At 64.3% G+C, this 24,369-nt stretch carries 38 protein-coding genes; 17 read left to right on the forward strand and 21 right to left on the reverse strand.

Features of this window, described 5'->3' with window-relative positions:
• Positions 1-19: 19 nt before the first annotated feature.
• Genes CCO03_RS17000 through CCO03_RS17035 form a run of 9 tightly spaced genes read right to left on the reverse strand, consistent with a single transcriptional unit; the run spans position 20 to position 7,042 of the window.
• On the reverse strand, positions 20-220 hold the full coding sequence (locus CCO03_RS17000; RefSeq protein WP_087282996.1) for a hypothetical protein: 201 nt from the start codon (positions 218-220) through the stop codon (positions 20-22).
• Positions 217-1,104: a hypothetical protein gene (locus CCO03_RS17005; protein ID WP_087282998.1), complete on the reverse strand. Its 888-nt coding sequence runs from the start codon at positions 1,102-1,104 to the stop codon at positions 217-219. The genes CCO03_RS17000 and CCO03_RS17005 overlap by 4 nt, the downstream gene beginning before the upstream one ends.
• Positions 1,105-1,115: 11 nt before the next feature.
• Positions 1,116-3,485, reverse strand: coding sequence for a portal protein (locus tag CCO03_RS17010; RefSeq protein ID WP_087283000.1), 2,370 nt, complete (start codon positions 3,483-3,485; stop codon positions 1,116-1,118).
• A complete protein-coding gene (locus tag CCO03_RS17015) occupies positions 3,485-3,976 on the reverse strand; it encodes a hypothetical protein (protein WP_157667761.1) in 492 nt (163 codons plus the stop codon). The genes CCO03_RS17010 and CCO03_RS17015 overlap by 1 nt, the downstream gene beginning before the upstream one ends.
• 22 nt (positions 3,977-3,998) lie before the next feature.
• Positions 3,999-4,184 carry a hypothetical protein gene (locus CCO03_RS17020; protein ID WP_087283004.1) on the reverse strand — a complete coding sequence of 62 codons (186 nt, stop codon included), beginning with the start codon at positions 4,182-4,184 and terminating at the stop codon, positions 3,999-4,001.
• Positions 4,181-5,758 (reverse strand): terminase, encoded by a 1,578-nt coding sequence (locus CCO03_RS17025; RefSeq protein ID WP_087283006.1) that lies wholly within the window; start codon positions 5,756-5,758, stop codon positions 4,181-4,183. Before CCO03_RS17025 ends, CCO03_RS17020 begins: the two co-directional genes overlap by 4 nt.
• Entirely contained in the window at positions 5,755-6,027 is a 273-nt protein-coding gene (locus CCO03_RS19945) for a hypothetical protein (protein WP_157667762.1), read from the reverse strand. The genes CCO03_RS17025 and CCO03_RS19945 overlap by 4 nt, the downstream gene beginning before the upstream one ends.
• A complete protein-coding gene (locus CCO03_RS17030) occupies positions 6,024-6,671 on the reverse strand; it encodes a hypothetical protein (protein WP_087283008.1) in 648 nt (215 codons plus the stop codon). Before CCO03_RS17030 ends, CCO03_RS19945 begins: the two co-directional genes overlap by 4 nt.
• Positions 6,671-7,042 (reverse strand): hypothetical protein, encoded by a 372-nt coding sequence (locus CCO03_RS17035; protein ID WP_157667763.1) that lies wholly within the window; start codon positions 7,040-7,042, stop codon positions 6,671-6,673. The genes CCO03_RS17030 and CCO03_RS17035 overlap by 1 nt, the downstream gene beginning before the upstream one ends.
• Positions 7,043-7,166: 124 nt before the next feature.
• Between CCO03_RS17035 and CCO03_RS17040 the strand changes: the two genes are divergently transcribed.
• Positions 7,167-7,634 (forward strand): hypothetical protein, encoded by a 468-nt coding sequence (locus CCO03_RS17040; RefSeq protein WP_087283012.1) that lies wholly within the window; start codon positions 7,167-7,169, stop codon positions 7,632-7,634.
• A gap of 2 nt (positions 7,635-7,636) precedes the next feature.
• Here CCO03_RS17040 and CCO03_RS17045 read toward each other — a convergent pair whose 3' ends face one another.
• From CCO03_RS17045 to CCO03_RS17100, 12 genes are all read right to left on the reverse strand, one after another.
• The gene (locus CCO03_RS17045; protein WP_157667764.1) at positions 7,637-8,020 is read right to left on the reverse strand and encodes a nuclease domain-containing protein; all 384 of its coding nucleotides are present in this window, start codon (positions 8,018-8,020) and stop codon (positions 7,637-7,639) included.
• Positions 8,020-8,520 carry a DUF1367 family protein gene (locus CCO03_RS17050; protein ID WP_236903915.1) on the reverse strand — a complete coding sequence of 167 codons (501 nt, stop codon included), beginning with the start codon at positions 8,518-8,520 and terminating at the stop codon, positions 8,020-8,022. The genes CCO03_RS17045 and CCO03_RS17050 overlap by 1 nt, the downstream gene beginning before the upstream one ends.
• Positions 8,521-8,805: 285 nt before the next feature.
• On the reverse strand, positions 8,806-9,153 hold the full coding sequence (locus CCO03_RS17055; RefSeq protein ID WP_205690329.1) for a RusA family crossover junction endodeoxyribonuclease: 348 nt from the start codon (positions 9,151-9,153) through the stop codon (positions 8,806-8,808).
• Between the two features lie 8 nt (positions 9,154-9,161).
• Positions 9,162-9,797 carry a hypothetical protein gene (locus CCO03_RS17060; RefSeq protein WP_157667766.1) on the reverse strand — a complete coding sequence of 212 codons (636 nt, stop codon included), beginning with the start codon at positions 9,795-9,797 and terminating at the stop codon, positions 9,162-9,164.
• Positions 9,798-10,103: 306 nt separating this feature from the next.
• The gene (locus CCO03_RS17065; RefSeq protein ID WP_087283022.1) at positions 10,104-10,334 is read right to left on the reverse strand and encodes a hypothetical protein; all 231 of its coding nucleotides are present in this window, start codon (positions 10,332-10,334) and stop codon (positions 10,104-10,106) included.
• Entirely contained in the window at positions 10,325-10,792 is a 468-nt protein-coding gene (locus CCO03_RS17070; RefSeq protein ID WP_087283024.1) for a hypothetical protein, read from the reverse strand. The genes CCO03_RS17065 and CCO03_RS17070 overlap by 10 nt, the downstream gene beginning before the upstream one ends.
• Positions 10,789-11,709: a helix-turn-helix domain-containing protein gene (locus CCO03_RS17075; RefSeq protein ID WP_087283026.1), complete on the reverse strand. Its 921-nt coding sequence runs from the start codon at positions 11,707-11,709 to the stop codon at positions 10,789-10,791. Before CCO03_RS17075 ends, CCO03_RS17070 begins: the two co-directional genes overlap by 4 nt.
• On the reverse strand, positions 11,706-12,110 hold the full coding sequence (locus tag CCO03_RS17080; RefSeq protein WP_087283028.1) for an HNH endonuclease: 405 nt from the start codon (positions 12,108-12,110) through the stop codon (positions 11,706-11,708). The genes CCO03_RS17075 and CCO03_RS17080 overlap by 4 nt, the downstream gene beginning before the upstream one ends.
• Positions 12,107-12,400, reverse strand: a complete 294-nt coding sequence (locus tag CCO03_RS17085) for a hypothetical protein (RefSeq protein ID WP_157667767.1) — start codon at positions 12,398-12,400, stop codon at positions 12,107-12,109. Before CCO03_RS17085 ends, CCO03_RS17080 begins: the two co-directional genes overlap by 4 nt.
• Positions 12,400-12,651, reverse strand: coding sequence for a hypothetical protein (locus CCO03_RS17090; protein WP_087283032.1), 252 nt, complete (start codon positions 12,649-12,651; stop codon positions 12,400-12,402). The genes CCO03_RS17085 and CCO03_RS17090 overlap by 1 nt, the downstream gene beginning before the upstream one ends.
• A 108-nt stretch (positions 12,652-12,759) precedes the next feature.
• Positions 12,760-13,326 (reverse strand): hypothetical protein, encoded by a 567-nt coding sequence (locus tag CCO03_RS17095; protein ID WP_087283034.1) that lies wholly within the window; start codon positions 13,324-13,326, stop codon positions 12,760-12,762.
• Positions 13,319-13,558 carry a hypothetical protein gene (locus CCO03_RS17100; protein ID WP_087284861.1) on the reverse strand — a complete coding sequence of 80 codons (240 nt, stop codon included), beginning with the start codon at positions 13,556-13,558 and terminating at the stop codon, positions 13,319-13,321. Before CCO03_RS17100 ends, CCO03_RS17095 begins: the two co-directional genes overlap by 8 nt.
• A 282-nt stretch (positions 13,559-13,840) precedes the next feature.
• Here CCO03_RS17100 and CCO03_RS17105 point away from each other — a divergent pair, with 282 nt between their 5' ends.
• The 16 genes from CCO03_RS17105 to CCO03_RS17165 all read left to right on the forward strand — a co-directional run bounded on the left by CCO03_RS17105 (position 13,841) and on the right by CCO03_RS17165 (position 24,358).
• A complete protein-coding gene (locus CCO03_RS17105) occupies positions 13,841-14,302 on the forward strand; it encodes a S24 family peptidase (protein ID WP_157667768.1) in 462 nt (153 codons plus the stop codon).
• A gap of 25 nt (positions 14,303-14,327) precedes the next feature.
• Entirely contained in the window at positions 14,328-14,738 is a 411-nt protein-coding gene (locus CCO03_RS19950; protein ID WP_157667769.1) for a hypothetical protein, read from the forward strand.
• A gap of 729 nt (positions 14,739-15,467) precedes the next feature.
• Entirely contained in the window at positions 15,468-15,623 is a 156-nt protein-coding gene (locus CCO03_RS20115; RefSeq protein WP_169717487.1) for a hypothetical protein, read from the forward strand.
• Positions 15,624-16,229: 606 nt separating this feature from the next.
• Positions 16,230-16,457 (forward strand): hypothetical protein, encoded by a 228-nt coding sequence (locus CCO03_RS17110; RefSeq protein WP_087283038.1) that lies wholly within the window; start codon positions 16,230-16,232, stop codon positions 16,455-16,457.
• Between the two features lie 4 nt (positions 16,458-16,461).
• A complete protein-coding gene (locus tag CCO03_RS19955) occupies positions 16,462-16,788 on the forward strand; it encodes a hypothetical protein (RefSeq protein ID WP_157667770.1) in 327 nt (108 codons plus the stop codon).
• Positions 16,785-17,849, forward strand: coding sequence for a RecT family recombinase (locus CCO03_RS17120; protein ID WP_087283042.1), 1,065 nt, complete (start codon positions 16,785-16,787; stop codon positions 17,847-17,849). The genes CCO03_RS19955 and CCO03_RS17120 overlap by 4 nt, the downstream gene beginning before the upstream one ends.
• A gap of 2 nt (positions 17,850-17,851) precedes the next feature.
• Entirely contained in the window at positions 17,852-19,630 is a 1,779-nt protein-coding gene (locus CCO03_RS17125) for a YqaJ viral recombinase family protein (RefSeq protein WP_087283044.1), read from the forward strand.
• Positions 19,631-19,700: 70 nt separating this feature from the next.
• Entirely contained in the window at positions 19,701-20,522 is an 822-nt protein-coding gene (locus CCO03_RS17130) for a ParB/RepB/Spo0J family partition protein (protein WP_205690330.1), read from the forward strand.
• Between the two features lie 91 nt (positions 20,523-20,613).
• The gene (locus tag CCO03_RS17135; RefSeq protein WP_157667771.1) at positions 20,614-20,976 is read left to right on the forward strand and encodes a hypothetical protein; all 363 of its coding nucleotides are present in this window, start codon (positions 20,614-20,616) and stop codon (positions 20,974-20,976) included.
• A 145-nt stretch (positions 20,977-21,121) separates the two neighbouring features.
• Positions 21,122-21,670, forward strand: coding sequence for a hypothetical protein (locus tag CCO03_RS17140; RefSeq protein WP_087283048.1), 549 nt, complete (start codon positions 21,122-21,124; stop codon positions 21,668-21,670).
• A gap of 112 nt (positions 21,671-21,782) precedes the next feature.
• The gene (locus tag CCO03_RS20530) at positions 21,783-22,214 is read left to right on the forward strand and encodes a hypothetical protein (protein WP_236903917.1); all 432 of its coding nucleotides are present in this window, start codon (positions 21,783-21,785) and stop codon (positions 22,212-22,214) included.
• 20 nt (positions 22,215-22,234) lie between these two features.
• Complete coding sequence (locus CCO03_RS17150; protein ID WP_205690331.1) at positions 22,235-22,846, forward strand: hypothetical protein; 612 nt, start codon at positions 22,235-22,237, stop codon at positions 22,844-22,846.
• Complete coding sequence (locus CCO03_RS17155; protein WP_087283050.1) at positions 22,843-23,535, forward strand: hypothetical protein; 693 nt, start codon at positions 22,843-22,845, stop codon at positions 23,533-23,535. The genes CCO03_RS17150 and CCO03_RS17155 overlap by 4 nt, the downstream gene beginning before the upstream one ends.
• The gene (locus CCO03_RS19960) at positions 23,532-23,744 is read left to right on the forward strand and encodes a hypothetical protein (protein WP_157667772.1); all 213 of its coding nucleotides are present in this window, start codon (positions 23,532-23,534) and stop codon (positions 23,742-23,744) included. Before CCO03_RS17155 ends, CCO03_RS19960 begins: the two co-directional genes overlap by 4 nt.
• Positions 23,741-23,995, forward strand: a complete 255-nt coding sequence (locus tag CCO03_RS17160) for a hypothetical protein (protein WP_087279787.1) — start codon at positions 23,741-23,743, stop codon at positions 23,993-23,995. Before CCO03_RS19960 ends, CCO03_RS17160 begins: the two co-directional genes overlap by 4 nt.
• A gap of 15 nt (positions 23,996-24,010) precedes the next feature.
• Complete coding sequence (locus CCO03_RS17165; protein ID WP_087283052.1) at positions 24,011-24,358, forward strand: hypothetical protein; 348 nt, start codon at positions 24,011-24,013, stop codon at positions 24,356-24,358.
• Positions 24,359-24,369: the final 11 nt, after the last annotated feature.

Here is a 24,369-nt window from a genome sequence, read left to right on the forward strand (position 1 = left end):
ATCTCGCGCAGTCAATACCCTAGTGCAAGTTTTTTCGCACCACGGTGCTGGGCTCCATCTCCAGCCGCACACCGATGCGCCGACCCGACAGCTGCTCGGCCACGATGCGGACCTTGCCCTCCACCTCGATGGACTCGCCGGGCCGCAGCGTACGGATCAGGGTGTTGGTGTTCTTGGCGCGCGCGGCGTGCGTGGCGTTCGGTGCGGTGGTCGTGGTCATTGATCGGCCCAGCGTTGCTGTTGTTCGGGGGTCAGGCGCGCCACGGCGCGCTCCAGCGAGGTGTAGTCGCCCGCGCTGGCCAGGGCGTTCAGGTGGTCGAACTCGCCCGACACCTGCGGCACGGCCGCAGCCGGCACGTTGGCCAGGGTGGGCGGGATGGTGGAGCGGTCGAACTCGCGCTTGCCCTGCTTGGGCGGCGTCGGCGGCGCGGCGGCAAGCTTGGGCGTCAGGCTGTGGCGCACCTGCATCAGTGCTGCCGCCTCTTTGAGCGCGTAGTTGGCATTGGCCAGGTTGCCCGGCAAGTCGTTCACGCCTCGCTCGGCCGCCTCGTTGCTGAACATGGCCGTCAGCCGCGTGAAGTCCGCCTGCACGGTCGCGTCGCTGACGTCCAGGCCCAACGCCTTCAGCTGCGCCAGCGTGTCGGTGCGCTGGCGGTCAAAGTCCGCCTGCATCTGCTGCACCGTGATTTGCTGCATCGCGAGATCGGCCGCCTTCTTCTGGCTGATCTCCAGGATCTTGGCCAGCGTTTCCGCGTCGATCCGGGCGTACTCCTCAGGGTCCAGATCGCCATTCATCGTGCGGTCCAGGGCGGTCTTGCGCTCGGCATTCAACCGCGCAATCTCGTCGTCGGCATCGACGGGCGTCAGGGGCGCCAACGCGTTGGCAGCGGCCGGCTCGGGGCTGTCCTCGGCCTCAGCGCCAGGTTCACCCTCCTGCTCCGGCTCATCGGCTGCGCCCTCGTCGGCATCGGCACCCTCGCCAGCCTCGGGCTCGTCGGGCTCATCACCCCCGTCCTCGCGCTCGGACTCCACGAACGCGCGTTCTTCGGCGCTGAGCTGCGCCAGGTCTTCCTCGGTCAAGTCGGTGAAATCGGTTCCAGGCATTGCGCTCTCCTTCAAATCATGGGTGGCTGGTTGTCAGCCGGGGTTACGGTGTGGATGCCTCGTTGCGCGCCAGTCGCCGCACTGGGGCCGCGAGCAAGTGCAGGGTCGGCAGGCAAGCCGGCGGCATCCACCGGACTTGGCTGCGGCATGGGCGTCGGCTGCCCATTCATGTCTTGGAATCCGGTGCTGGCCGCCAGCTCGTCGGCAACGGGCGCGACGGTGGGGTTCAGCACCACCACCTGGCCTGCCTGCATGGCGCTGAACAGCGTCTCCATGTTGGCCTTCACCCCCTGGGCGAACTTCAACTTCTCGTCCGCAGACAGCCGGCTGGCGTCGGCCTGGATCTTGGCGACCTCGGCCTGCAGCTTGGCCAGCGCGGCCTCGGCCGTCAGGTCGGCAATCTGCTGCTGCTTTTGCTGCGCCTGCGCGGCCTGCAGTTGGGCCTGCTCCTCCTCGGGCGTCAGCGGCTTGGTCGGGTCGCGCTGACCGTTGAGCTTGCGGATGCGCGCCACCCACTCGTCCTTGCCGCGCACGTCCACCGTCTCCACCACCAGGTCCAGCAGCGACAGCACCATTTGCGGCGCAAAGGTCGCGATCTTCCCCAGCAGGTCGAACACCTGCTCCATGGCGGCCTGGGCCAGCGAGGCGCGGTAGTCCTGCGTGTCCACGATGAAGTCAGCCTCGCGCGCCGTGATGTCGTTGAGCACCCGCCCCGTCGCCGGGTCAATCTGGTTGACCTCCAGCCATTCGATGGGCTGAGCCTCCCCCACGATGCGCAGCACCTTGGGCCCGCTGTAGAACTGCTCGATGTGCGACAGGCGCAGTCGCCCCGCGTGCTTGATGGATAGCAGCAGGTTGTCGAACAGCTCAGCCGTCGTCAGCTGGCCCTGGTCCTGCTTCATGCCGATGGCGCGGCCACTGGTGGCGTTCGTGTCCTGGCCCAGGTTCTCGTTCGTCACCCCGCCCACATCGCGCATCATCTGGATGTCGCGCTGCGCCATGTTCAGGTTGGCGCTCATGTCGTTCAGGTTCTCGCGGAACTCCAGCCGCTTGCCCGCGTTCTTCACGAGCAAGATGCCATCGGGCCGGCTCGCCTCCTGGCGCAGCTCCTCGATGTCCTCGACGGCCCCGTTCTCCACGATGATCTGGTTGTTCGACAGCGACCACAGCGCCTTGCTCTGCCGCTTGTTCAGGTCGTCCTGAATGTCGCGCATCGCCCGCCAGATGCCATAGGCCATGCCATCACGGGCCCGGCGATAGGCCCACACCGGCACGAGCAAAAAGCGCTGATGCTTGAACGGGCTGGCCATGTCCAGCAACGGCGCATTGCGCGTGCAGATCATCACCCGCATGCGCATCTTCACGGCCTCGTAGTAGATGGCGCGCTGCGCCTCCTGGGCGCTGGCCAGCATCTCCGCATGCAGGGGATTGGTGGCCTGGGCAATCTGGCCCGCGAACTCGCCCTCGGTGAACACCTTCACGCGCTCGGGCACCTTGTACCAGCACTCGATCAGCTCCACCGACGTGCGGGGCGCGCTGTGCTCATACATGCCGCTGCGCTGCATGAACGGCATGTTGCTGTTGAGGGAGGTGCCCCACTCGGTCTGGGCTGCGCTGGTCAGGCGCTCGCCCACATACCACTCGTCGTCCACGTCCCCGTGCTGGCCATAGTCCGTCGCCTCGGCCCGAATCACCTCGGCCGCGTGCGGCAGCAGCGCCAGCGCCCAATCGGCGTCCACCACCTTGCGGCGAAACAGGTAGCGCGCGTCCACGTTGTAGTCGAGGTTCCGGCTGTGGCTGTCGCGCAGCACATTGCGCCAGTCCTCGGTGCCCGAGTAGATCAACTCGCGCTCCGGGTCGGGGTTCAGCCCCTCCTCCAGCCAGCTCAGGCCTGCCACCGCCGCCTGCTTGAACGCCTTGCTGCGGTGGTGCACCGTGTCGTTCACGTCGTCCGTGTACTTGATGAGCTTGGTCTTGATCTCGGCCGCCTGCTCGTCGTCGCGCTCGCGCGGCAAGACCTTGTAGTCCTTGCGCATGCGCTTTTCCATGCCGCCCACCCAGTCCAGCGTCAGCCGGCCCTGGTTGTAGACCAGCGGCGCCTGGCCACGCTCCATCAGCACCATCGCATCCTCGGGCCGCCACTGCAGATGGTCTTGGTAGTCCTCATCGATCTGCATCTGCTGGCGTTCCTCGGCCTGGCGGTCACCCTCGTAGCGCATCAGGTCCATGAGGGTGCGGTGCCGGGCCAGCGTTGCCTCGTCCATGCCCTGGCTGGCTTCGCCGCTGCGCTCGTCCTCGCGTGTGGCCTCGTCCAGCTCGGCCAGGTCGTCACGCCGCTCGCGCGGGTCGGTCTTTCGGTGCTCGTCGCGCACTTCAAACATCACACCACCTCCTCATGGATCACCTGGCCGCCCACCTTCACGCTCGCCTCGATGCCGCTCACCGGCCGCTGGGTGGTCAAGGCGTCGGGCTGCTCGATGGGCATGTAGATCAGCTCCGCCAACTCATCGAGCACGATGTCCACGATTCGCGTGGCCGCGCTGCGGTCCGTCAGGCTGAATCCCAGCGTTGCCGCCGCCTTTGCCGCGGCCAGGCACAGGTGCTGCGTGGGCTGCCCCTTGTTCGTGGCGAACATGAAGGCGTTGCGCTGCGGAATCACATAGGCGCCGGCGTCCATGCGGCGGTGCGCCGAGAACAGCACCAGGCACGGCTCAGGCTCATGGGGCGCCGTCTCATCGCCCAGCTTCCACAGCTCCAGCCACTGGAAGCTCACCACGATGTCGCCCTTGACGCGCTGTTTCCAGGCGCGGCCACCGCCCAGGTCCACAAAGGGCGTGCCACTGGGGCCAAGAAGGGTTGCTGTTTGGGTCATGTGCGGTCCTTGTTGATGCCGATCACTCGGCGCCCCACTTCATGCAGGGCTTGCAGTAGCCGTCAGGCCGAATGGCGCCGCCGCAATAGCTGCAGCCCGGCGCGCCGGGCTGGCGCACCTGCCCGTTTGTTGAGGCGCCGTCAGGGGCGGCCATGTCCACCACGGGCAGCCTCAACAGCTCGGGGGCATCGGTGTTCGACGGATTCATGCAACCCTCCAGTTGGTTGGTCGTTTGGATTTGGTGACGCGAGCGAAGCCCTTGGGCAGCTCCTCGTACATCTGGCCGTACTGCCGGAACGCATCGGCCCCTTCGCTGTGCTCGTCGTGCAACGGCTTGCCCAGCCAGCAGTTGCCGCGCTCGCTCCATGTCTTGCGGTACGCGGCCAGGTGGGCCAGCCCCTTTTTGCAGGTGGCCTCGTGGAACGTGGCGGTGCTGAACGCCTTGCGCGTCAGGCGGATGCCGTGGGTCACGTCATCGACCCGTGGCACCACATGCCAGTCACCCCCCAGGCCCATACCCTCCAGCTCTTCCTTCGCCGACACCACGCGGGCGCCCTGCTGACGCTTGTGGTCCGCGTCGTGCGGCAGGTAGTGCGTGCCCCACAGGTAGCCCAGCTTCTGCAGTTCGGTGATGAAGTGGCTGTAGCCCTGCTCCCAGTCCTCGATGAAGCCGATGAACCGGTCTTCGCCGCCAATGCGCTGGTGCAGCCAGATCGCCGTGCCGTCGCCGGCGCCGATGTCCCAGAAGGTGTTGACCGGCACGCCATCCACATGCGGGAACACGCCGATGCGCTTCTCCTTGCGCACGCGGGTCAACTGCTTGGCGTAGTAGGTGCCCAGCTGGCTGATCTGGAACGCTTCGGGCGGGAAGCTGGGGTACTCCTGCCACATCCGCTCCTCGTCGCCCGAGAAGTCCGCCTCGCGCGTGGCCACATACCAACAGCGCTGCCCCTGCGACAGCTCGCGGCCAATCAGCCCCTCCACCATCTCGAAGTACTCGATGTCGTCAGGCGTCAGCACCACGCTGTCGTCATCGAGCGTGTAGGTCGGCTCATCCCACCAGGCGAAGAAGTGCAGGCGGTAGTCGCGCGGGTTGAGCTGCTTGCCGGCCTCGGCCTGAGCCAGCGCGCGCATCGTCAGCTTATGGAACTCGCCTTCGGCACCTTCGGCCGTGGACTCGATCACCGTGATGCCATCCAGCGGCACCGCGGGCAGCGAGCCGGTGATGACCTCCTTGGCCTTCTCGGGATACTTCGCGCCGATCTTCCCGAACTCGCTGATGTGCAGGCGGTGAATCGTGCCGCCCCGCATGCTGGTGGCCACGCGGATGGAGCTGTTGTTGGCGAACAGCAGCTCGTCAGCGCTCTCGCGCGCCAAGGGCATCTGCTCGCGCAGCCAGGTCGGCAACCGCTCGTAGGCGAACTTCACCTTGTCGCGGAACAGCGCCTTGGCCGTGTCCAGATCCTGCGCAATGATCCCGCAGCGCTGGTTGCCATTGAACAGCGCGTGATCCAGCCACAGGATGGCCACGAGCGTGGTGAAGCCAAGCTGCCTGGCTTTCAGGATGAGATTGCGATGCCACAGCCGCGAAATCAGCCGGCGCTGTGCGCGGTTCGGCTTGAAAGGCGCCACGTTGCCGCCCTCCTCGCCGTCATCCGACTTGAGCATGATCTGGTAGAGCTGCCCCGAACAGATGCGCCACATCGGGTCGGCCAGGCACATCGCCAGCTCGGCCTCCGTGGCGGGCACAAAGTCGTGAGGCAGTTGCACGCGGTCGCTCACGCTTGTAGCTCCGCCAGTGCTTGGGCGCAGATGCTGGCTGCAGCGCTCCGCAAATCCTTTGATCTGCCGCTCCCCACACGAGCAAAAGGCTCAGGCACATCAAGCGCATACCGCTTCTCACCAATGCGTACGGCGATGCGCAGCCGAGTGCCGAAGTCCCAAAGGTCGGCGCACACACCACAGCTCCGCCCCACCTCACGCAGCTCGAACACCAAGCGGTTCATCCGGTTGTGGCGTTTGCGCCAATTGCGTGCTGCACGATTACTCATGCGTCGCCCTCCGCGTCCTTGACCACCGGCAGCGCACTGCGGCCCGAGACGCCCATGGCGGCCAGCCACTCGCCCAGTTGGCTGGCCTCGCGCGGCGGCTCCTTGTCCATGCCAAACGCCGTGCGCTCCATGTCCACCAGCTTCTGCAGGCTCTCGGCCAACACCTTCAGCGTCTTGCTGCGCTCGGGCAGGCTGATGATGGCTTGGTACAGGTCGTTGAGCTTGTCGTTGCCGCGCTCGTCAGGATTGCGCAGCGCATCACCCAGGTCGCTCAGCAGCGCAAGCGTTTGGGGATCCGTCTGCTGCTCCAACTCGGACAGGAGTGCATTGGTCAGCCTGCGCGCCCGGTGGATGTCATGGCGATGGGCCAGGCGGACATCGGCCACCGTCTGTGCATTGGCGTCAACCACCTGCCTTTCGGTGAACTTGGATTCCCTGGATACCTCACTGGATACCGCCGCCTTGGATACCAAGGCATCGGCCTTAGCCTGGATCTTCTGGGACAGGTCACGCACCCATCCATCCCGCTTTGCACGCTTGTTGATGGCGCCATGGGTGATGCCGTGCTCCTCCGCGATCTGGCGCAGGGTCTTGATGCCCGCACGGTAGTCCAGCTCAATGCGCTCCCAGTCAATCGCAGCCATCAGTGCCTCACCCCCTGCTTGGTGGCCTGCGCGAAGAACGGGCTGGACGCCATCAGGTCAGCAGCCAGCACCGCCACCGCGCCCACGAAGTCATGCGTCGTGATGCTCTCTGCGTGCACCCTGGCCAACTCCGAAGCTGTCTCCCCCAGCGCCTCCAGGTAACTGGCCCCCGGCGTGATCCAGCCATGCAGCTGGCTGCCATCGTCAAGCAGGCACACGAAGTACCCGCACTCTTGCGTGAGGGACACCTCGTCCGCGGTCGGGCCGCGGCCAATGACACTGGGGAGTGCCGCGTACAGCGCGGCTTCTGGGGATGGATGCCACACCACCGTCTCAGGTCGTGGCAACACCGTGATGGGTTGATCTGTCATGTGCTGCGCGTCGTGCGCCTTGTGTGCAATGACAGGTGAACTTAATCAGACATCTGGGGGGCGCAAGCCCTTTTTCACACTTCGCGTGCCTCAAAATTTGACACTTTCAACCCACCCTTAAACCATGATCCGCATCCCCGTCACACTCGCTCTCCGCCCAGGATGGGAGCACGTCCCCGACTCCTACGTCTCGCCTGTTGTCTCAATAGGCATCTCGGCCATGCCGGTGGCTTCGGCCGATGGAACCGTCACGCGAAACCCGCCACACAACGCCCTTGCTCTGGTAGACACAGGCGCCGACACCATCTGGGCTGATAAGAAATTCCTGGTCCAGATCGGCGCGCAGAAGATTGGTCCAAGCAAAGCCGTCACGAGAACTGCTCAGGGCGATCAAGTGCTTGATGAGTACGCCGTTTTTCTTCACATCCCTGGTATGAAGCCATTGCCAATGCGGGTTGCCGCCCTTCCATTCGATGGCGACACCCGGGCTTATCAAGTCATCATGGGCATGATGTTCATCAAGAGCGGGCGGCTCGTTATTGACCCGCAGAATGAGAGCTTTCTTGACCTGCCCGAGAACTTTGGCAGGTGAATTCAATGCGGTCGCGCTAGCTGCCCCAACGCCCAGCGCGCCGCCTCCCGGCTCTGGGCCTTCTCACTCGGATCCGCGGCCACCTTCTCCCAGGCTCGCACCTGACGGGCGTGCGCCTCATCGAAGGCCTTGCGCTTCGCCTCGCGACTGGCCATGCCCTGATCCAGCCACACGTGGCACGGGTAGCACGCCCACACCGACCACTCGTCGTTCGCCTTGCGCATCGCGCCCTTGCCATGCTTGGCTTGGTTGCTGTGGGCGGCCACCGTGGTCTGCATGCCATTGCGGCACACCCCCTTGACCCGCATCAGGCACGGCCGCTCGCGCGCCATGTCCAGCAGGGCGCGGTTGCGGTGCGCCTCCTCCTTCAGCAACTGGGTGAACATCACGCCCATTCGTCAAACCCCATCAAAAATGCATTCATCGCATCGGCCCGCTTCACCGGGTCCTTGATGCCTGGCCACAGCGTGCGCTGCGCGTGCTCGGTGCGCAGGAATCGCACCATCTGCACGTGCACCTCGCGCATGTCGTTGTCCTCCAGCTCGGCGTAGCTGATCGAGTTCGGCACGGGAATCACGCCCCCCTTAGGCCCGGGGAACCACTCCACGTGGCCTGCCCCCACCTTCAGCCAGTCGCGAAAGCTGCGGAACTGCTCGAACCGCTCCTGCGCCTCAAACAGCGCCTGCTCCATCGCCATGTGCCGGCGGTGAAACGGGCCGCTGCGCGCCTTGTGGCTGACGATCTCCACGATCTCGCCCGGCTCCAGCCGAAAGATCGAGGCCCACAGCCGGCGCCACTGGCGCTTGCCCTTCTCGCCCAGGCCATCCACGGCACCGAAGATCACGCGGCGCGCAGCCTCCGCGTCAGCCGCGGGGATCGGCCCCATGTCCATCCGGACCAACTCAATCCTTGCCACGTCGCCCCCTTGCCCATTGGGCCGCTGCAGCTGCGCCGTGCCAGCGGAACAGCTTGTCGAACTTCACCGCCACCTGCTGCGGCGCCTTGTGTGGGCACGCCTGCGGGCATCGCCCGTCGCCGGCACCTGCCAGCAGATCCAGGCTGTGCCTGCAGTAGCCGTAGTCGAGGGACCATGGCGCGCGCACAGGCTCGGCACGGGCATGGCACGGGTACGGCAGAGCCGCGCTGCCATGGCGCGCGCTGGGCGCCTGGCTCAGGGTGTCGTCGGCAGGCATCCCGTCACCTCCACCTTCACATACCCACCCACCTGGTCGGCCCCCGCAATGCTCAGGCTCCAGTGCCGGTCATCCACCCCCAGCACGTCGGCCAACCCGTCCAGGCCCGACTTCATGCGCGCCAGCGCGTTGTCCAGATCGAACGCGCGCCGGCTGGGCGGGTAGAACACCAGCGACAGGTGCAGGCGGGCTGCCTCCTGGCGCCGCACACCTTGAGCCCGCGCCTGGGTGGCGCAGGCCGCGCGATAGGCCTTCTTCGCCCGCGCGAGCACCGCCCAGTGGCTGCGCGCATTCGGGCTCAACTCCTTGGGTGGCCAGGGCAACATCAGCTCCATCACACCCCCAACCCGGACCAGGGCGATGCCGCCAACGGCTTGCGATAGTCGCCACGCCGGATCGCGCTGGCGTAGCTCAGCGAAATGCCCGCCTCCTTGGCCAGCGCCGCCAGATCGCCACCCGCGCGGATGGCGGCGGCCATCTCCGGCGACACCTTGCTGCGCCGCCCTTGGGCCAGCGCGCACCGAATCGCGTGCGTCTTGCGGTCCACCCGGTTGGCCAGCGCTGCCTGCGTCGCCGACACCGACCGCTTGGCCAGGTGCGCAATGCAGCCATCCACCCCGCATGCCGGGTAGACGTTCATCCCGGCATGCTGCGCCTTACCCTCCAGCATCCACGCCGCCCGGTACAGGCCCACCCGCTGGATCACGCCCTGGTCGTCGGTCACGTGCACCAACGGGCCCGCCTTGCGCTTGCTGCGATACACCAGGTGGCCATCCTCCGTGGGCGCGCAGTTCAGGCGGATGCGCGCCAGCGTTGCGGCCCGCTGCCGCTCGGTCATCGCCTTGATAACACCCACGCCTGCTCCTTGGCGAGCGCCCTTAACTCGCTTTCCCTGTGACCGTGCGTGCCCCACTCCACCAGCACCTGGCGGCACCGCGCCGCAATCACATCCCTTGGCTTCCTCAAACATCGCTGCAGTACCTGAATCATTCGCGCGCCGCAGTGCAGGCACGCCGGGTTGAAAAATCGATGGCTCTCGTCCTCGCGGAATGCCATGCACTGGTGGCATCCGGCAGGCTTCAGATGCGGTTTCTTCGCCATGGCGATTGCCTGCTTCGGCCCGCTGGCCGCATCGCGTGCGCGTGCAAGCGGCCCCAGCCCTGGCTGAACTCGGGCCACGGCAGCACGGCCGCCTCGCCGTAGCGCTTCACCTGCCCCTCCCACGCGCGGCGTGCGGGGTGAACCTGCGGGTTGCCCCGTCCTGCTGCTGGCACCATCACTCGGCCTCCTTGGCGGCTGTCCAAACGATCCCCGAGCGCCCGCTCACACCCTTGCGGCGCGTGCCGCTGTTCACCACCAGGCCGGCGGTCACCAGCTCGTAGCGCCTGGGGCGCGCGGCGTCGGGGTGCAGGTACAGGCCCAGGGTGATTTCGTCATCCGTCCGCCCGGCTTCGCCAGCCACGCGCACGAACTCCAGAATCAGGCGGTGGAAGTGGTTCAGGCGCATGGCCCCTCCGGCTTGATGCCCAGGGCTTCGCGTGCAAACCGAAGCCGAACGGCCCTCACCTTCACACCGGCCTCGTGCTCGCGCAGGATGCGGTGGGCCCATGCCTTCGGGTCGTGAGCCGTTGCAGCGACAGCCTGGGACGCCTGGGCCATGACCTCGGCCACCACAGCCGGATCCGCCTGAGGCGCCGGCAAGGCCTTGAACTCGGGTGGCGGCGCCTTGCGGGCCATGTCGCGGAATTCGCGCACGGTCGGCGGCTTGCCGGGCGGCAAGTGCTCGAGCGCGTGCTTGATGCCTTCGGGAAAGCGTTGGAAGCCGGCCAGCTCATGGGCCCAATCGGCCTTCACATCGGCCATGTCCAGGCCCTCCCAGCGAGCCAGAAAATCCCGGCCGTAGGTCAGCGTCAGCTTCGTGAAAATCTTGTCCACCCAGGACATGGGCAGGTCATCCGTCGTCATGCGGCACCCCCAATCCGGCGCGTCTCGTCAACGCGGCGCGCCTCCACCTCGAAGAACTCCGACGCCTGCTGTGGCGACACTCCAGGTGCCTTGCGCGCGATGGATGGCGCAACCTCCTGCATCCGCTCGCGCATCGACCGCTGGTAGGCCGTCTCCCCCGTCGTCGCCGAGCTGCTGCGCTGGCGGTCGGCCAGCAGCCAATCGGCCTTCAGGCCCTGGCTGCCCCGCAGGCACCATTCCCGCAGGAAGGCATCCAGCGACATGCCCGCCTTCTCGGCCTCGCGACGGGCGCTGTCGAGCACCGTGGCCGTCACCACCGCCTTCTTGGTCTTGCGCAGCTGCAGCCAGTCGGCCCACGTCTGCTCGGTCACGCCATCGGGGCAGGTCGGGGTGTCGGCGCGCGCTTGCGTGCGCCCCTTGGGGATTTCAGTGGGGGATTTCAGTGGGGGATTTCGTGCAACTTCTGAGGTTGCAGGGGGTGCAATTTCTGAGGTTGCAGGGGGTGCAACTTCTGAGGTTGCAGGGGGTGCAACGTGGGGTTGCGGGGGGTGCAACGTGGGGTTGCGGGGGGCTGTGCTGTGATTCGGCACCTCGCGCAGGCTGTCTGCCGGGGTATTCGTGTCCATCACCACCCGCATCAAATTGCTGGTCTGGCCACCGTCAGCGCCGCGGCGCGCGGACACCATCACATAGCCGCACTCGCGCAGATGCATGATGGATTTGCTGACCGCTTGCCGGGTGATGCCCAGCATGGCGCCGATGCGCCCCTGAGAGGGCATGCACCAGCCCTGCTTGTCTGTGTGCATACCCAACGAGCACAACACCGTCAGATCGCGCGGAGACAGCCGCTTGTCCAGCAGCGCTACCGCAGGAATAACCGCGTAGCGCGGGGTTTCGGTTTCTGTGGACGAACTCATCCCCGAGCCCCCTTCTTGCTATTGCAAGACCGACACATGGCTTGCAGGTTTTCAAACGTTGTGGGGCCGCCCTTCGATTCGGGGACGATGTGATCGCAGCACAGATCCTCATACCCGCCGCAACTCTTGCAGCGATAGGCATCACGCTCGAAAACTCGGCGCCTCAGGTTGGCGTCGATCTTGGCCTTTTTGTATCCGGTCTCTCGTGGCTTCTCCCAAGAGCGTTGGATGCCAAGCTCCCTGGCGATGATTTCCAGAATCCCGCCGCCATCGCCATCGCCCCAATGCCAGATGGCACCAATGAGTTGACGATGGCTATCAGCGAACGCTTTCAGCGCGTTCACGGCATCGCGCTCCTTCTTAATTGCCGCTTCAAGGTCGAGTTGACGATCCCAGCTCATGCCACCTCCCAGACCCGGTAGCCGTTGCGGCACACGTCGTCGCCACCCGACTGCACCACGCGGGCGCGGCCGGCTCGGGCCAGCTCGGGCAGCCGCCGGTCAATCTGCACCACGGTCAGCCCCGTGGCGTGGGTCAGCTCCCACGCGGTCGCCTGCCCAAGCTCGGCCAGGGCGGCCTCAATGCGGTCGCAGTGCGGGCCCGAGAACATCACGGCATGCTCGGCCGCCTCCATGCTGGTCACAGGGTCGTGCGCACGCACCAGCAAGCGCGCATCTGTCGCCGCTCCCATCAGGCACCCCGCTGCGCGTTGTCAGACACGCCACCGACCCGATCCAGGCGCTGCAGGATCAAACTGCGCACATGCTCTTTGCCAAACACGTCGATGGAGACAACGTGCTCGATGTACTCGGACTCGGACGAGAAGCCGGCATCCATCCAACGACGGCGGGCTGCCTCTTTCAGTTCATCGGAGACGCGTGCCTCCAGCTTGGAATTTTTCTTGCCGCCAATGAGGGCGCGGCTGAATGGAATGGCTGTCATGTGGCGGTCTTCGGGGTGAGGGTGCCCACCACTGCCATGGCTACGATGGTGGTTCTCAAGCAACCATCGCCATGGAGGGCGGACGTGATAGAAATTTCAGCGGCCTTGTCAGGACTGAACGCGGCCATCGGCCTGCTTCGCGCGGCATCCGCCGCACGAGATGAAGCCCAAGTCCGGGGCGCACTCGCAGCAGTCAATGAACGGCTTTTCGACGTGCAAACTGCCAACCTGCATGTGATTGAGCAGCTCCACACGTCGCAGACGCGCATCCACGCACTCACCGAAGAACTGCGACAGCTCAGAGCAAGTCAAGCGGATCGTTCGCTCTATGTCCTGCACAACCTCGCCAAAGGGTCTGGGCGTCACTTCTGGGCCTACCGCTACGACTTGGCGCGCGCACCCGATGACGGCCCCTCGGGCCCGCCGCATTACCTCTGCCAGCCTTGTTTCGAGGCCGGCCGCAAGGTCGTTCTCACCAGCAACGGCCGCCACATCTGGTACTGCAGCGTTTGTCGCGCCCAGGGGTACGCTGGCGACGACGATGACTACGCCCTCATCTCTCAGACTTGAGGCGCGCGATTTCTCAGCCTTTGCTGCTGCCATCAGCTTGGCTGCAGCCGCAAACTTGTCCGCGTCGAGGACAAACCCGTTGCCCATGTCGATGTACTCACCCATGGGCCAACTCCTCAAACATGGCTTTCGCGCGCTTGACTTGAGCGTTGGTCAGGCGGCCATCGCTGGCTTTCGTGCTCGGGTTCAGCCAAGGGTGTTCAAGCTTCACCTTGGCCGGAATGCCGCGGCGCTTCCAGTTGTTCACACGACGCGCACCGTTGAGCCCCTGCAAGCCGAGCCGCTTTGCAACCACTGTGCTACCGCCAAGCAGGCGGATGAGTTCCGTGTCTGTCATGGCATGCATTAAACATCATGTTTGCCACTTTGGCAAACGGCATGTTTCAACATTTTGTTGAAAAATGAACACATGCACCCCGTAACAGAGCGAATCCATCAAGCTGTTGCAACCCTGACTGGGAAGTCCAGCGTTGGTCCCACCGACGTGTCCCAGTTCTTGGGGTTGGCAAACTCTCAGACGGCCAAAAATTGGGAGTCGCGCGGCCCGTCGAGCGAAGGCCTGGTTGCGGCCGCAGAACGCGGCATCAGCATGAGATGGCTGAGGTCTGGTGAAGGCTCAATGTTCAGCGGCCCCCCACAGGCCATTGATCTGGACAACAACCCCGACTACCCCGCCGTGCGTCGGGTGAAGTTCAAGCTGTCGGCAGGGGCGTCCGGCTACGGCATCGAGTACCTGGACGAGGAAGCTCAGCCCATCGTCTTTCGCAAGGATTGGTTCAGCGCCAACGGCTACCGGGCAGAGAAACTGCTGGCTGTGCGCATAGCCAACGGCAGCATGGAGCCCGGCCTTTACGACGGCGACATCGTCGTCGTCAACACCGAGCAGGACCAACCCAAGGACGGCGCCGTGTTCGCTGCCAACTATGAAGGCGAAATGGTGATCAAGCGCCTGCAGCGCGATGCGGGCGAGTGGTGGCTGTGCTCAGACAATCCCGATCAGCGACGCTATCCGCGCAAGGTCTGCCACGAGGGGGTGTTCCTGCTGGGACAGATCGTCTACAAGCAAAGCTCACATATATAAGCAAATGCAGAGATAAAGCAGTGCCATGACACCACTGAAACACCTGTCAATTGCGCTTGCGGCATTCGGATGTGCAACCCACCTCATGGCTGCCAGTTTGGTGGAGCAATACGTTATTACTGCGGCCAAGGCTGCAAACGACAGCCTCAAGAACGCACCGAAAGATGGCGTCACGAAGTCCATCAAAGCCTATGCTCAGGGCTCGACGCTAGTTCACGAACACGTTCTATCGCTACGCCCCGATGTGAGCGAACGAGAGCTGCAACTCTGGCGGTCTGGCACCAGAAGTGAAGTTGTGCCAGGCGTGTGCAGCCACCTCAAGCAGGACGAGTTCTTCAACAAACACGGCTTCCAGGTCCGGTATCGCTATCTCAATCAATCAGGCAAGGTACTGGATGATTTCGTGGTTAACAGGCCAGCGTGCCAGGGTTTGTGAGGTCAACCGAACAACACCCCTCCAAGCCGCCCACCGAGGCGGCTTTTTTTGTGCCCGTGCGAGACCGAGACGGCGAGCCTTAATGGGAGGCTGCCGACGGGCCCACGCCTTGGCGCCCGAGCATCCACATGTCCAGGCCACAGCCGCATCACGCTGGAGGTCGCCCTCAGATGTCAATTAAACACAATGTTCATACATGGTGTTGACCAAGCGTAAAACATAGTGTTTAATTCACTCATCGACCAACGAACGTCGATGACGCCCATGAAGGACGCAGCGAAGGTATCCCGTAGCTGAGCAGCCGCCGAGGTCTGCGCCGTCCCGAGGCCGAGGGTGGAGGCAGCAGCAGCTTTGGGCCGGAATGCAAAGCTGGAAACCAAAGCGTCTTCTCCGAGGGCGCTTTGCTTTGCCAACAACCCGCCTGACGCCCGTGCAAACCCCGATGAATTGGGGCGTGCCAGCCCATACAGTGGGGGCGTGATGGGACGCGGGTTAGCGCCGCCTCGCACTCCTCCAAAAAACCACTGCTTCATGTGAGCCATCACACCGGCCCGCCAATGTGCGGGCCGTTTTATTTCAAGCCAACAAGTACGTGCGCTGCGGATTGGTCTACTCCAATGGCCAATACCTTGTAGCAACAAGGCTATGACAAAAAGCACACTCTGACCCTGCTGCGTCTATTTTGACAATGCGCAATTTGGTGCTATCCAAGTTAAGGGAGTGACCCTCATGTCACAACAGCAGAATCAACCCAAACCCCCTGGATCTGGAAACCCGCAACAGGTGAGACCGGACCAGGAACAACACGGGGACAAAAAGCGGCAGGAACAACAACAACAAGAAGACAAACCTGACGAGCAGAAGAAGAACCCTCAGCAACGCTGAGTGGCCACGTTGACCTAGTCAACTCGACTAAACGAGCCCGCATCTTGCGGGCTTTTTTATGCCCAAACCCACCAACAAAGCCCACACCCAGGTTCACCGCGCCGTCAACCCTGCGTTGCGGATCACTGCACGGGCCTAAACGTGTGCCAATCCCCGCTGGCGGTAAACGCGGGGCCATCATTGAAGCGGCGGCGTGGATGGACACGCATCGCATGTCGGCGGCAGAGGGCATTGCGTCCCGAAGCGAGCAATAGCCGAGCCAGTATCAAGTCTGGCCCGCTTCAATGATGGTGATCTCTTCCGTACGCATTCACAGCCAAAAGCGTACCAATCTACTCATCCAAGCCCGCCCTGAGCGGGCTTTTTCATTGGAGCCCGCCATGTGCCGCATCTCCCGCGCCTACGACGCGTTCTGCGACCGCGAACTGGACGCCTACTTCGACGCGCCCGACCCCGAGCCCGCGGAGTGCGCCTGCTGCAACGAGCAGTGCGAGCCCGACGACCTCACCAACGGCGAGTGCCCTGCTTGCGCCGCCGAGACAGCAGCCTGGGTCGCCTTCTGCGGCCCGCGTCAGCCGATTTCCACCCTTTTCGAGGAGTTCCACCATGAATCTGAACGACCTGGGTTTCAAGAACCCGCCCCACCTCCAGCACCCATCCGACCTGGCGATGGATGTCATCCAGCAGCAGGTGCAAGCGCCCGAGCCGCCGGCGCTGCTGGTCCTGAAGGGGCAAATCGTGCATTCGGCCCCTTTCATGGACTGCTGGAAGCTGCGTGAGCTGATCCGCCAATGTGGCGGCCAGGTGGACATGTTCACCCACACCACAGGATGACGGCATGGACGACACATTTCTCAGGTTCCCCCGGCGAAGCCGCACGGACACCCCGATCACCGAGCCCGCACCCCGCGGGCTTTTTGCTGCCCGCGACACCACGCCCTGGGTAGCCGTCCAGTGGGCATTTGCCCTGCTGATGCTCTGGCTGGTGCTGGTGTTGTCGGCCTGCGCCGGCCCTGATGACGCACACGCCGATGCCGATGTGCAGACCGACCTGCAGGCCATCGCTGATGCCCTGGCCGGCGAGCGTCCGAGCTACATCACCGAAGCGGACTGGATTGCCGCGAAACACGCGCTCTTGACTGCGCAAGGAGAAAAACAGCGATGAACGAACTCGCAATTCAAAGCGCCAGCACGCTGATGATGGACGACGCGGCCATCACGCGCATCGAGCGCATCGCCGGCCTCATGGCCAGCGGCAAGACCACGGTGCCCCAGCACCTGCGCGCCAGTCCGGGCGACTGCTTCGCCATCGTCATGCAGGCGATGCAGTGGGGCATGAACCCCTTCGCCGTCGCCCAGAAGACCCACCTGGTGAACGGCACACTCGGCTACGAGGCCCAGCTGGTGGCCGCCGTCATCAACAACAGCGGCATCGTGTCCGACCGCTTCAACTTCGAGTGGTTCGGCCCCTGGCACCAGGTCATCGGCAAGTTCGCCATCAAGCGCAACGACAAGGGCGCCGAGTACCGCGTGCCCGACTGGAAGGCCGCCGACGAGGAAGGCTGCGGCATACGCGTTTGGGCCACCATCAAAGGCGAGGCCGGCCCGCGCGAGCTGGAACTGCTGCTGTCCCAGGCTCGCGTGCGCAACTCCACGCTGTGGGCCGACGATCCCAAGCAGCAACTCGCCTACCTGGCACAGAAGCGTTGGGCTCGCCTACATGCCCCGGACGTGATCCTGGGCGTCTACACCCCCGACGAGCTGGAGCCCACCTTGTCCAAGGACATGGGCATGATCGATGTGGTGCCCGCGAAGGCGCCAGAAACCTACGACCAGACCAGGTTCGACGCCAACGTGGGCGGCTGGGCCACCTTGATCGTGAACAAGGGCAAGACGGTGGATGACATGGTGGCCTTCATCGAAAAGAAGGGCGCCAAGCTGTCCGACGGTCAGCGCGAGGCTCTGGCCGCCAAGGTGCAGGCCCTGCGCGACGCCAAGGTCACGGACGTGCAACCCAAGCAAACGCCCGACCAGGCTGAAGAGGCAGATGAGGACGGCGTGATCGCCGAGATCGGCCCGCGAGACATCGAGAAAGCCTTGACGGACGCCACGACGGTGGACGAGCTGTACGCCGCCGGCATGCACATCGACAACTTGGCGTGCACACCCGAGTGGCTCGACCACCTCAACAAACTTTTCACGGCTCGCAAGGCCGAACTGGAGTAAGCATGCGCGTCATCGACGTGATCCAGGGCACGCCGGAATGGCTGGCCCACCGCATGGGTAAGCGCAACGCATCGGATGCACCGGCCATGATGGGCTGCACGCCCAACAAGAGCCGCGGCGACCTGGTGCGTGAGCTTGCAACCGGCGTCGCTCCTGAGTTCTCGGACTTCGTGCAACGCCGCATTCTCGACAAGGGCCACGAGTTTGAACGCCTGGCCAGGCCGCTGGCCGAGGAGTTCGCGGGAGAAGAGTTCAGCCCGCTCAGCGCCGTGGCCGATGAGGACCCACGCTACGCCGCCAGCTTTGACGGCATCGACTTTGCAGAGACGGTGAGCTGGGAGCACAAGCGCCTGAACGCCGACCTGCGCGCCGTCATGGTGCCTGGCTGCACCGGCGCTGACCTGCCGCTGATGTACCAGGTCCAGATGGAGCACCAGTGCCTCGTGTCCAAGGTCGAGCGCGTGCTGTTCACCGCCAGCGACTGGGATGGCGACGAGCTGCTGGACATCCGCCACTGCTGGTACACGCCCAACCCGAAGCTGCGTGCACAGGTCATGGCCGGATGGGAGCAGCTGAACAAGGACGTGGCCGCCTACCGCGAGAGCCCACCCGAGCCTGCAGCGCCCGTCGTTGCCGCACCGGTGGACACGCTGCCCGCGGTTGCCGTGCAGCTGCAGGGCAACCTGGCCGTGGTATCTAACCTGGACAAGGTAGCCGTGGCCGTGCGGGGCTTCATCGACGGCATGGTGGCCAAGCCCGCCACCGATCAGGAGTTCGCCGACGCCGAAGCCGAATGTAAGGCGCTCAAGAAGGGGGAGGACGCGATGAAGGCGGCCGTGGCCAATGCGCTGGCCCAGGTCAGCGACGTGGAAGCCTTCACTCGCACCGCCAACGATCTGGCCGACCTGATGCGCACCACGCGGCTGGCTCGCGAGAAGCTGGTGACAGCCGAGAAGGACGCGCGCAAGGCCGCTCTCGTGCAGGACGCTCAGGCTGCGCTCGACTCCGCGGTCGCCGACCTGAACCGGCAGATGGGCGCGAACTGGCTGCCGCGCCAGAACGCTGGCTTCGGCGAGGCTATCAAGGGCTTGAAGTCCCTCGACAGCATGCGCGACAAGCTGGCCGTCGCGCTGTCGAACGCGAAGTTGGAGGCCACGACCAGGGCGCACACCCTGACCCTCAACCGCGACCTCCTGCGTGGTGACGGCCAGGACTGGATCGCCCTCTTCCCTGACTTCCCCACCGTGGGCACGAAGGAGCCTGAGGACTTCCAGGCGCTGGCCGCGCTGCGCATCAGCCAGCACCGGCAGGCCGAAGCTGCCCGCCTGGACAAGGAGCGCGAGCGCATCCGGGCCGAAGAAGAAGCCAAGGCGAAACGCGAAGCCGATGAAGCCCTGCGCAAGCAACTGGCAGAAGCTGAGGCCAAGGTGCAGGCGAACATCGCCGAAGCCAAGCAAGCCGGAGTCGTGGACGCCACGCTGCTGGACAACCTGTCCGCGGTGCACAAGGACCTGACCGCTGACGTCATCTCGGACATCGACGCGCGCCGGGTCATCGGCGAGGCCAAGGCCAGCGCCGCGCAGATCGAAGGTGACACCGTGACCTTGGGCCAGCTCAACGCCCTGCTTGCCCCGATCCGCATCGACGCCGCTGGCCTGGCCGATCTGGGCTTCACGCCCAGCGCCACGGTCAAGGCCGCCAAGCACTACCGGGCCGGCGATGTTCCGCGCATCTGCAATGCGTTGATCCAGCACCTGCAAGGGGTACTGGTCACCGCTTGACCTCACTGCTCGGCGCCCGCCGGCTCATCCCATCTGGCCCGCACCTGCGGGCCTTTTTCATGGAGATCCCGTGAACACCTATCGCAAGATGATCGCCGACAAGGTGATCAAACGCTCCGATGTGGGCCAGCAGATCCGCCTGCAGGACATCCACGTCAAACCCGGCTTCAACAAGCGTGCACACACCGCCGCCTACGAAGCCGCCCAGGTCGAACTGGTGGAGTACCTGGCCGGTGGCGGCACGGTTCCCGCGCTGGAGGTCTACCCGCGCGATGAGGGCGGCGTCTGGCTGGTCGAGGGCCACCGCCGTCACGATGCATTCACGCGCCTTGCGGCAGCCGGCCAGCCGGTCGAGTGGATCCTCATCACGCCCTTCAACGGCAACGACGCCGAGCGCGTGGCCCGCATCGCTACCAGCAACAGCCAGCTCCAGCTGGCACCGATTGAACGCGCCGCGGTCTACGCCCAGCTGCGCGCGTTCAACTGGTCGGTCGAGGACATCGCCAAGCGGGTCGGCAAAACAGCAGAGCACGTCCGCTCCCTGCTCCAGCTCTGTGATGCGGACACCGATGTGCAGGAGCTGGTCAAAGCTGGTGAGGTTTCGGCCACGGTGGCGGTGCAGCACGTGCGCAAGCACGGCGAGCGCGCCGGCGAGGTGCTGGAGCAGAAGCTGACCCAAGCCAAGGCCGAAGGTAAGGCCAAGGTCACCGGTTCAGCCGATGCGCCCGACTTCGCCAAGGCCCTGCAGCACCCTGCGCTGGCCGGCATGCCGGGCCTGGACAAGCTGACGCCGCAAGCCCTCGCAGAGCTGTGGGCCAAGCTGCCCGCGGGCCTGCCCAAAGGCGCGCTGTTCGTGGGCGCTGTCGCGCTTGCCCAGGATGAAACCCACTGAACGAGGTACTCCCATGCTCTGCTTTGTGCAACGAGGTGACTTCTTGGAGCTGTCAGGGCCACCAGCCGGAGAGGTGGCCAAGGTCCTGGGCTTGACCCTGACGAAAGACCACAAGGGCCAGCCGATGGTGTTCTTCCCAACCATGCAGCGCGAATGGGCCAGGGCGGAGCTGAAGAAGGCGGGTTGGCTTCGTGTTCGGTTCTACGTCAACAACCCCCTGAAAAAGCGCACGGTTCGCCTCATGCGCAAGCGCAAACACTGGCGCAAGCGCGCCCAGGACTCCACCCATGAGCTGGTGACATGGCCCACCGGAAAGCCAGGCCGCGAGGCCTGCGAAACCAAGGTCATCACCAGCTTGGCCAAGTTGAACCAGTGGTTCGACCCTCATCGCGCCAGCGTGGTCGCAGCCGTGATCCAGCGCCGCGCCATGCGCACCTTCAACTCCCAGCAATAGGCCCGAAAGCATGCCCACTGACCAAACGCCGAAGCCCGACCCCACGGACGAAATGATGATCTGCTTGAGCTGCGGTGCGCGGGTGCCCAGGCCGCCGCCTGGAAGCGCGCCACAACTGCCCTGCGGGCATTGAGGAGGCAATGCGATGTTGCACACATCCCTGCCCCATCCCGCGGCGGTGCCGGTCACCGCGCTGCTGAGTCTGGGAACCCTGAGGCCGCGCATCTTCCTGCGGCATGAGGGCACCCCCCTCATGTCATTGACCCCTGAAGTGCGGAACATGGGCCTGACGGGTGCCGGGGTGAACGACTTGATCCAGCACTCGCTTGACAGCCTGCAGGACCTGCAGGCCACCGGTCAGCCCAGGCATTACCTCGCGCTGCAAGGTGTGGTGTGCGCAATGCTCGAGCTTCAGCGCATGGACGCGATCCACATCGACACGGCCGCGATCATGAAAGGGTATGACGCGCTGAGCACCATCCAGGCGCGCCACTACGACGCCCTCTCCGGCACATGGAGCCACATCCGGATGACGGCCCCCGAAATGGCCAACATCGAAAACGCCATCCACCACCACGGCGCCCAGCTTCTGAACTCCAGCCGCGGCGAGGTGATCGACGCGATCAAAGCTTCAACGAATTGGACCCAGGCGCAGGCCGACGCCATCGTCGCCAAGGTTCGGTGCATGAATTGACCTGACCCAACCCACCCTGCCCGCCCCAAGCGGGCTCTTTTTTCGCCCAGGCCGAGCGCCTGGCAGCTTGACCATGAATCCACCAGTCCTTGACCCCTGCTGTGGCAGCCGAATGATGTGGTTCGACAAGTCGGACCCACGCGCAGTGTTCGGCGACCGCCGATCCGAAACGATCACCGTGACGGACAACTCGCGCGGCAACGCATCTGGCCAGCGTGTCCTGACCATCGATCCCGATGCTCTCTTGGACTTCCGTGCGCTGCCCTACCCCGATGGCTCATTCCATCTTGTGGCATTCGACCCGCCGCCTGCCAATCCAGATCAAAGGCGGCGAGCAGCGCGACATCACGATCCATCCGCCGAAGGGCGTCAAGGAGCAACCCCAATGACCGATGCCGAATTCGATGAGCTGCATGGCGGGCGCGAACTGCTGCCAATCGAGCAAGCAATTTATGAGGCAGAGGGAGCCGAGCGCTTCCAAAGATTTCACGGGCACGGCCGCAGCAGGCCACAGCAGGCCGAGCAACAGGAGCAACCCAATTGACCCGAGAGCAAAAAATCATCATGGCCGACTCACCCGAAGCGGCCAGCATTCAAACAGTCACCGGCTGGGTCGCCCGCGACGGCCGATTCTGGGGCGACGATGAACGCACGGCGCGCTACTGCGGCTCCACGCATCACAAGTGCGAAAACAATCCCGACCACCCTCCTGTGAAGAACCGGTCGTACTGCATCGCATGTCACATGGAGAAAGTAGAGAAACGCTGGCAAGACATGCCCAAGGTGGCGCACACGCCGGATAGTTTCCCGCTCCACCTGTATGACAGTGACCAATATTTTTTCGATGACGACGATTTGATCTACTGGTTGGAGACAAACGACGTTAAGCCAGGGGATGTGCGACTCACTAAGTGCAGGCCGTCGTACCCGAATCAAATCGACCCAAACGAGCACTTTATCGACATCCTGCCCGAAGATGGAGAGGTTCCGGCGGATGTGTGGGAGGCGTTTGAAAAGTTGAACGCAGTGCTTAAAAGCTCTGAGCCTTTCAGCTGGTCACCAGACGAGACGCAAGGGGTCACGCTACCTGCCGACTTCCTCTCGCCCTTGCAAAACAACACGTTGAGTGATGTCGGCGACATCGGTGTCGTTGACATCAAGGGGGAATCGGCATGAGCACCGAGCAACAAGAGCAGATCACCGACGCGATGGTTGACGACCTCGCACAAGAGATTCGGCGCGTCGATGGCAATCACTCGCTTGGTGCTTGTGCGCTTGCTGAGGCGCTGATGCCGTTTCTGGTGGGTCGAGCACTGGCAGCACAGCCCCAGGCTGCGCAAGAGCCGGTGGCGGTCTACCACGGTCGGTGCGTCATCGACTGCGGGGATTGTGGGCACCACGACATAGAGATGCTCAGGATGATCCCCAAGGGGGCGAAGCTCTACACCCACCCAGCGCCCCAGGCTGCGCAAGCGGTGCCGCAGAATGCGCGCGACATCCTTGAGCGCTGCCGTGAGTTCATTGATACAGCGCCTGCATACCCAGCGGGCGCCGATCTGGCCGATCAGATTGATGCATTGCTCGCCGCCCCGAGTGCGCAGGACATCAACGAACAGCGAGAATCTACGGACAACTGGCGCCACCTTGCGCTGCAGTTCGACTACCACCGCATGCAAGCCATGAGCCACCTGCGAAACCTGCTGGCCGACAGCGTGGGGCATCGTGAAGTCGCCGAGGCGTTCGTGTTGGCAGGTCCTGTCAGCGGCACCGACATTGCGCATGATGCCGCCCGGTATCGCGCGCTGCCTCAAGCCGCCCGCGACGTGCTGGCCGAGCGACAGCGGCAGGAGGGAGGCGGATCGTGAAGATCGGCATTGCGCGCATCTACTACGGAGGCGGTCGAAGGTTCTTCACCCTCAAAGCCGCATGTCGAGCCGAAGCCAAGGCCCGCATCAAAGCCCGAGCAATCAAACGCTTGGGCTTTTTTCTTGACGACGGGGACGAGTACCCCACTGCATTCATTGCCCGAGTTGCGCGATTGCTGGAGCGGGCGCATAGGAGAACAACGCCGTGACCAAAGAAGATGTGATTCGAATTGCTCGCGAATTTGGCTGGGAAGAAAAAAACTGGGCAAGCCAAACAGTGTTCATTGTGGACATGGGCGACCTAGTGAACTTCGCTTTCCAGGTGGCCGCCGCCGAACGCGAGGCCTGCGCCAAGGCCGCCGAAGGCTTTCCCGAAAACCGTGATTGGGTGCCAAACAGCTTGTGGGGCAACATCCGGCGCGATGTTGCCAACTTCATCCGTAAGCGAAGTGGGACGTGAGCGCACAATGCCCAGATGGCAGTCTGCACGATCTACGACTGGGCACGCATGCGCCGTGAGCACTGGCGAGACGGCAAGCTCGTGCGCGTCTACACAGAGCCCGACAAGGTGATGGCCCGCACGCCGGGCTACTCCGGCGACCTGGCTGCGGTCACCTTCGACCTCGCTGTCTGCGTGCAACTCGTGGGCACAGCCAGGGCCGACAAGATCACGGCCGAGGCTGCCAGCGGCAAGCCTTTCGTGAGCAAGTACGGCAAGGGCAAGCCTTTTGACTTCAGCCGCACCTATGGCGACTGGGACGCCTTCATGGCGCGTGTCGAGCGCGAGATTTACGACCGAGCGAGCGCACCAGGCGCCACGTGACGGCATCCAAA

The organism is Comamonas serinivorans (assembly GCF_002158865.1).
GTDB classification, from domain to species: Bacteria; Pseudomonadota; Gammaproteobacteria; order Burkholderiales; family Burkholderiaceae_C; genus Comamonas_E; species Comamonas_E serinivorans.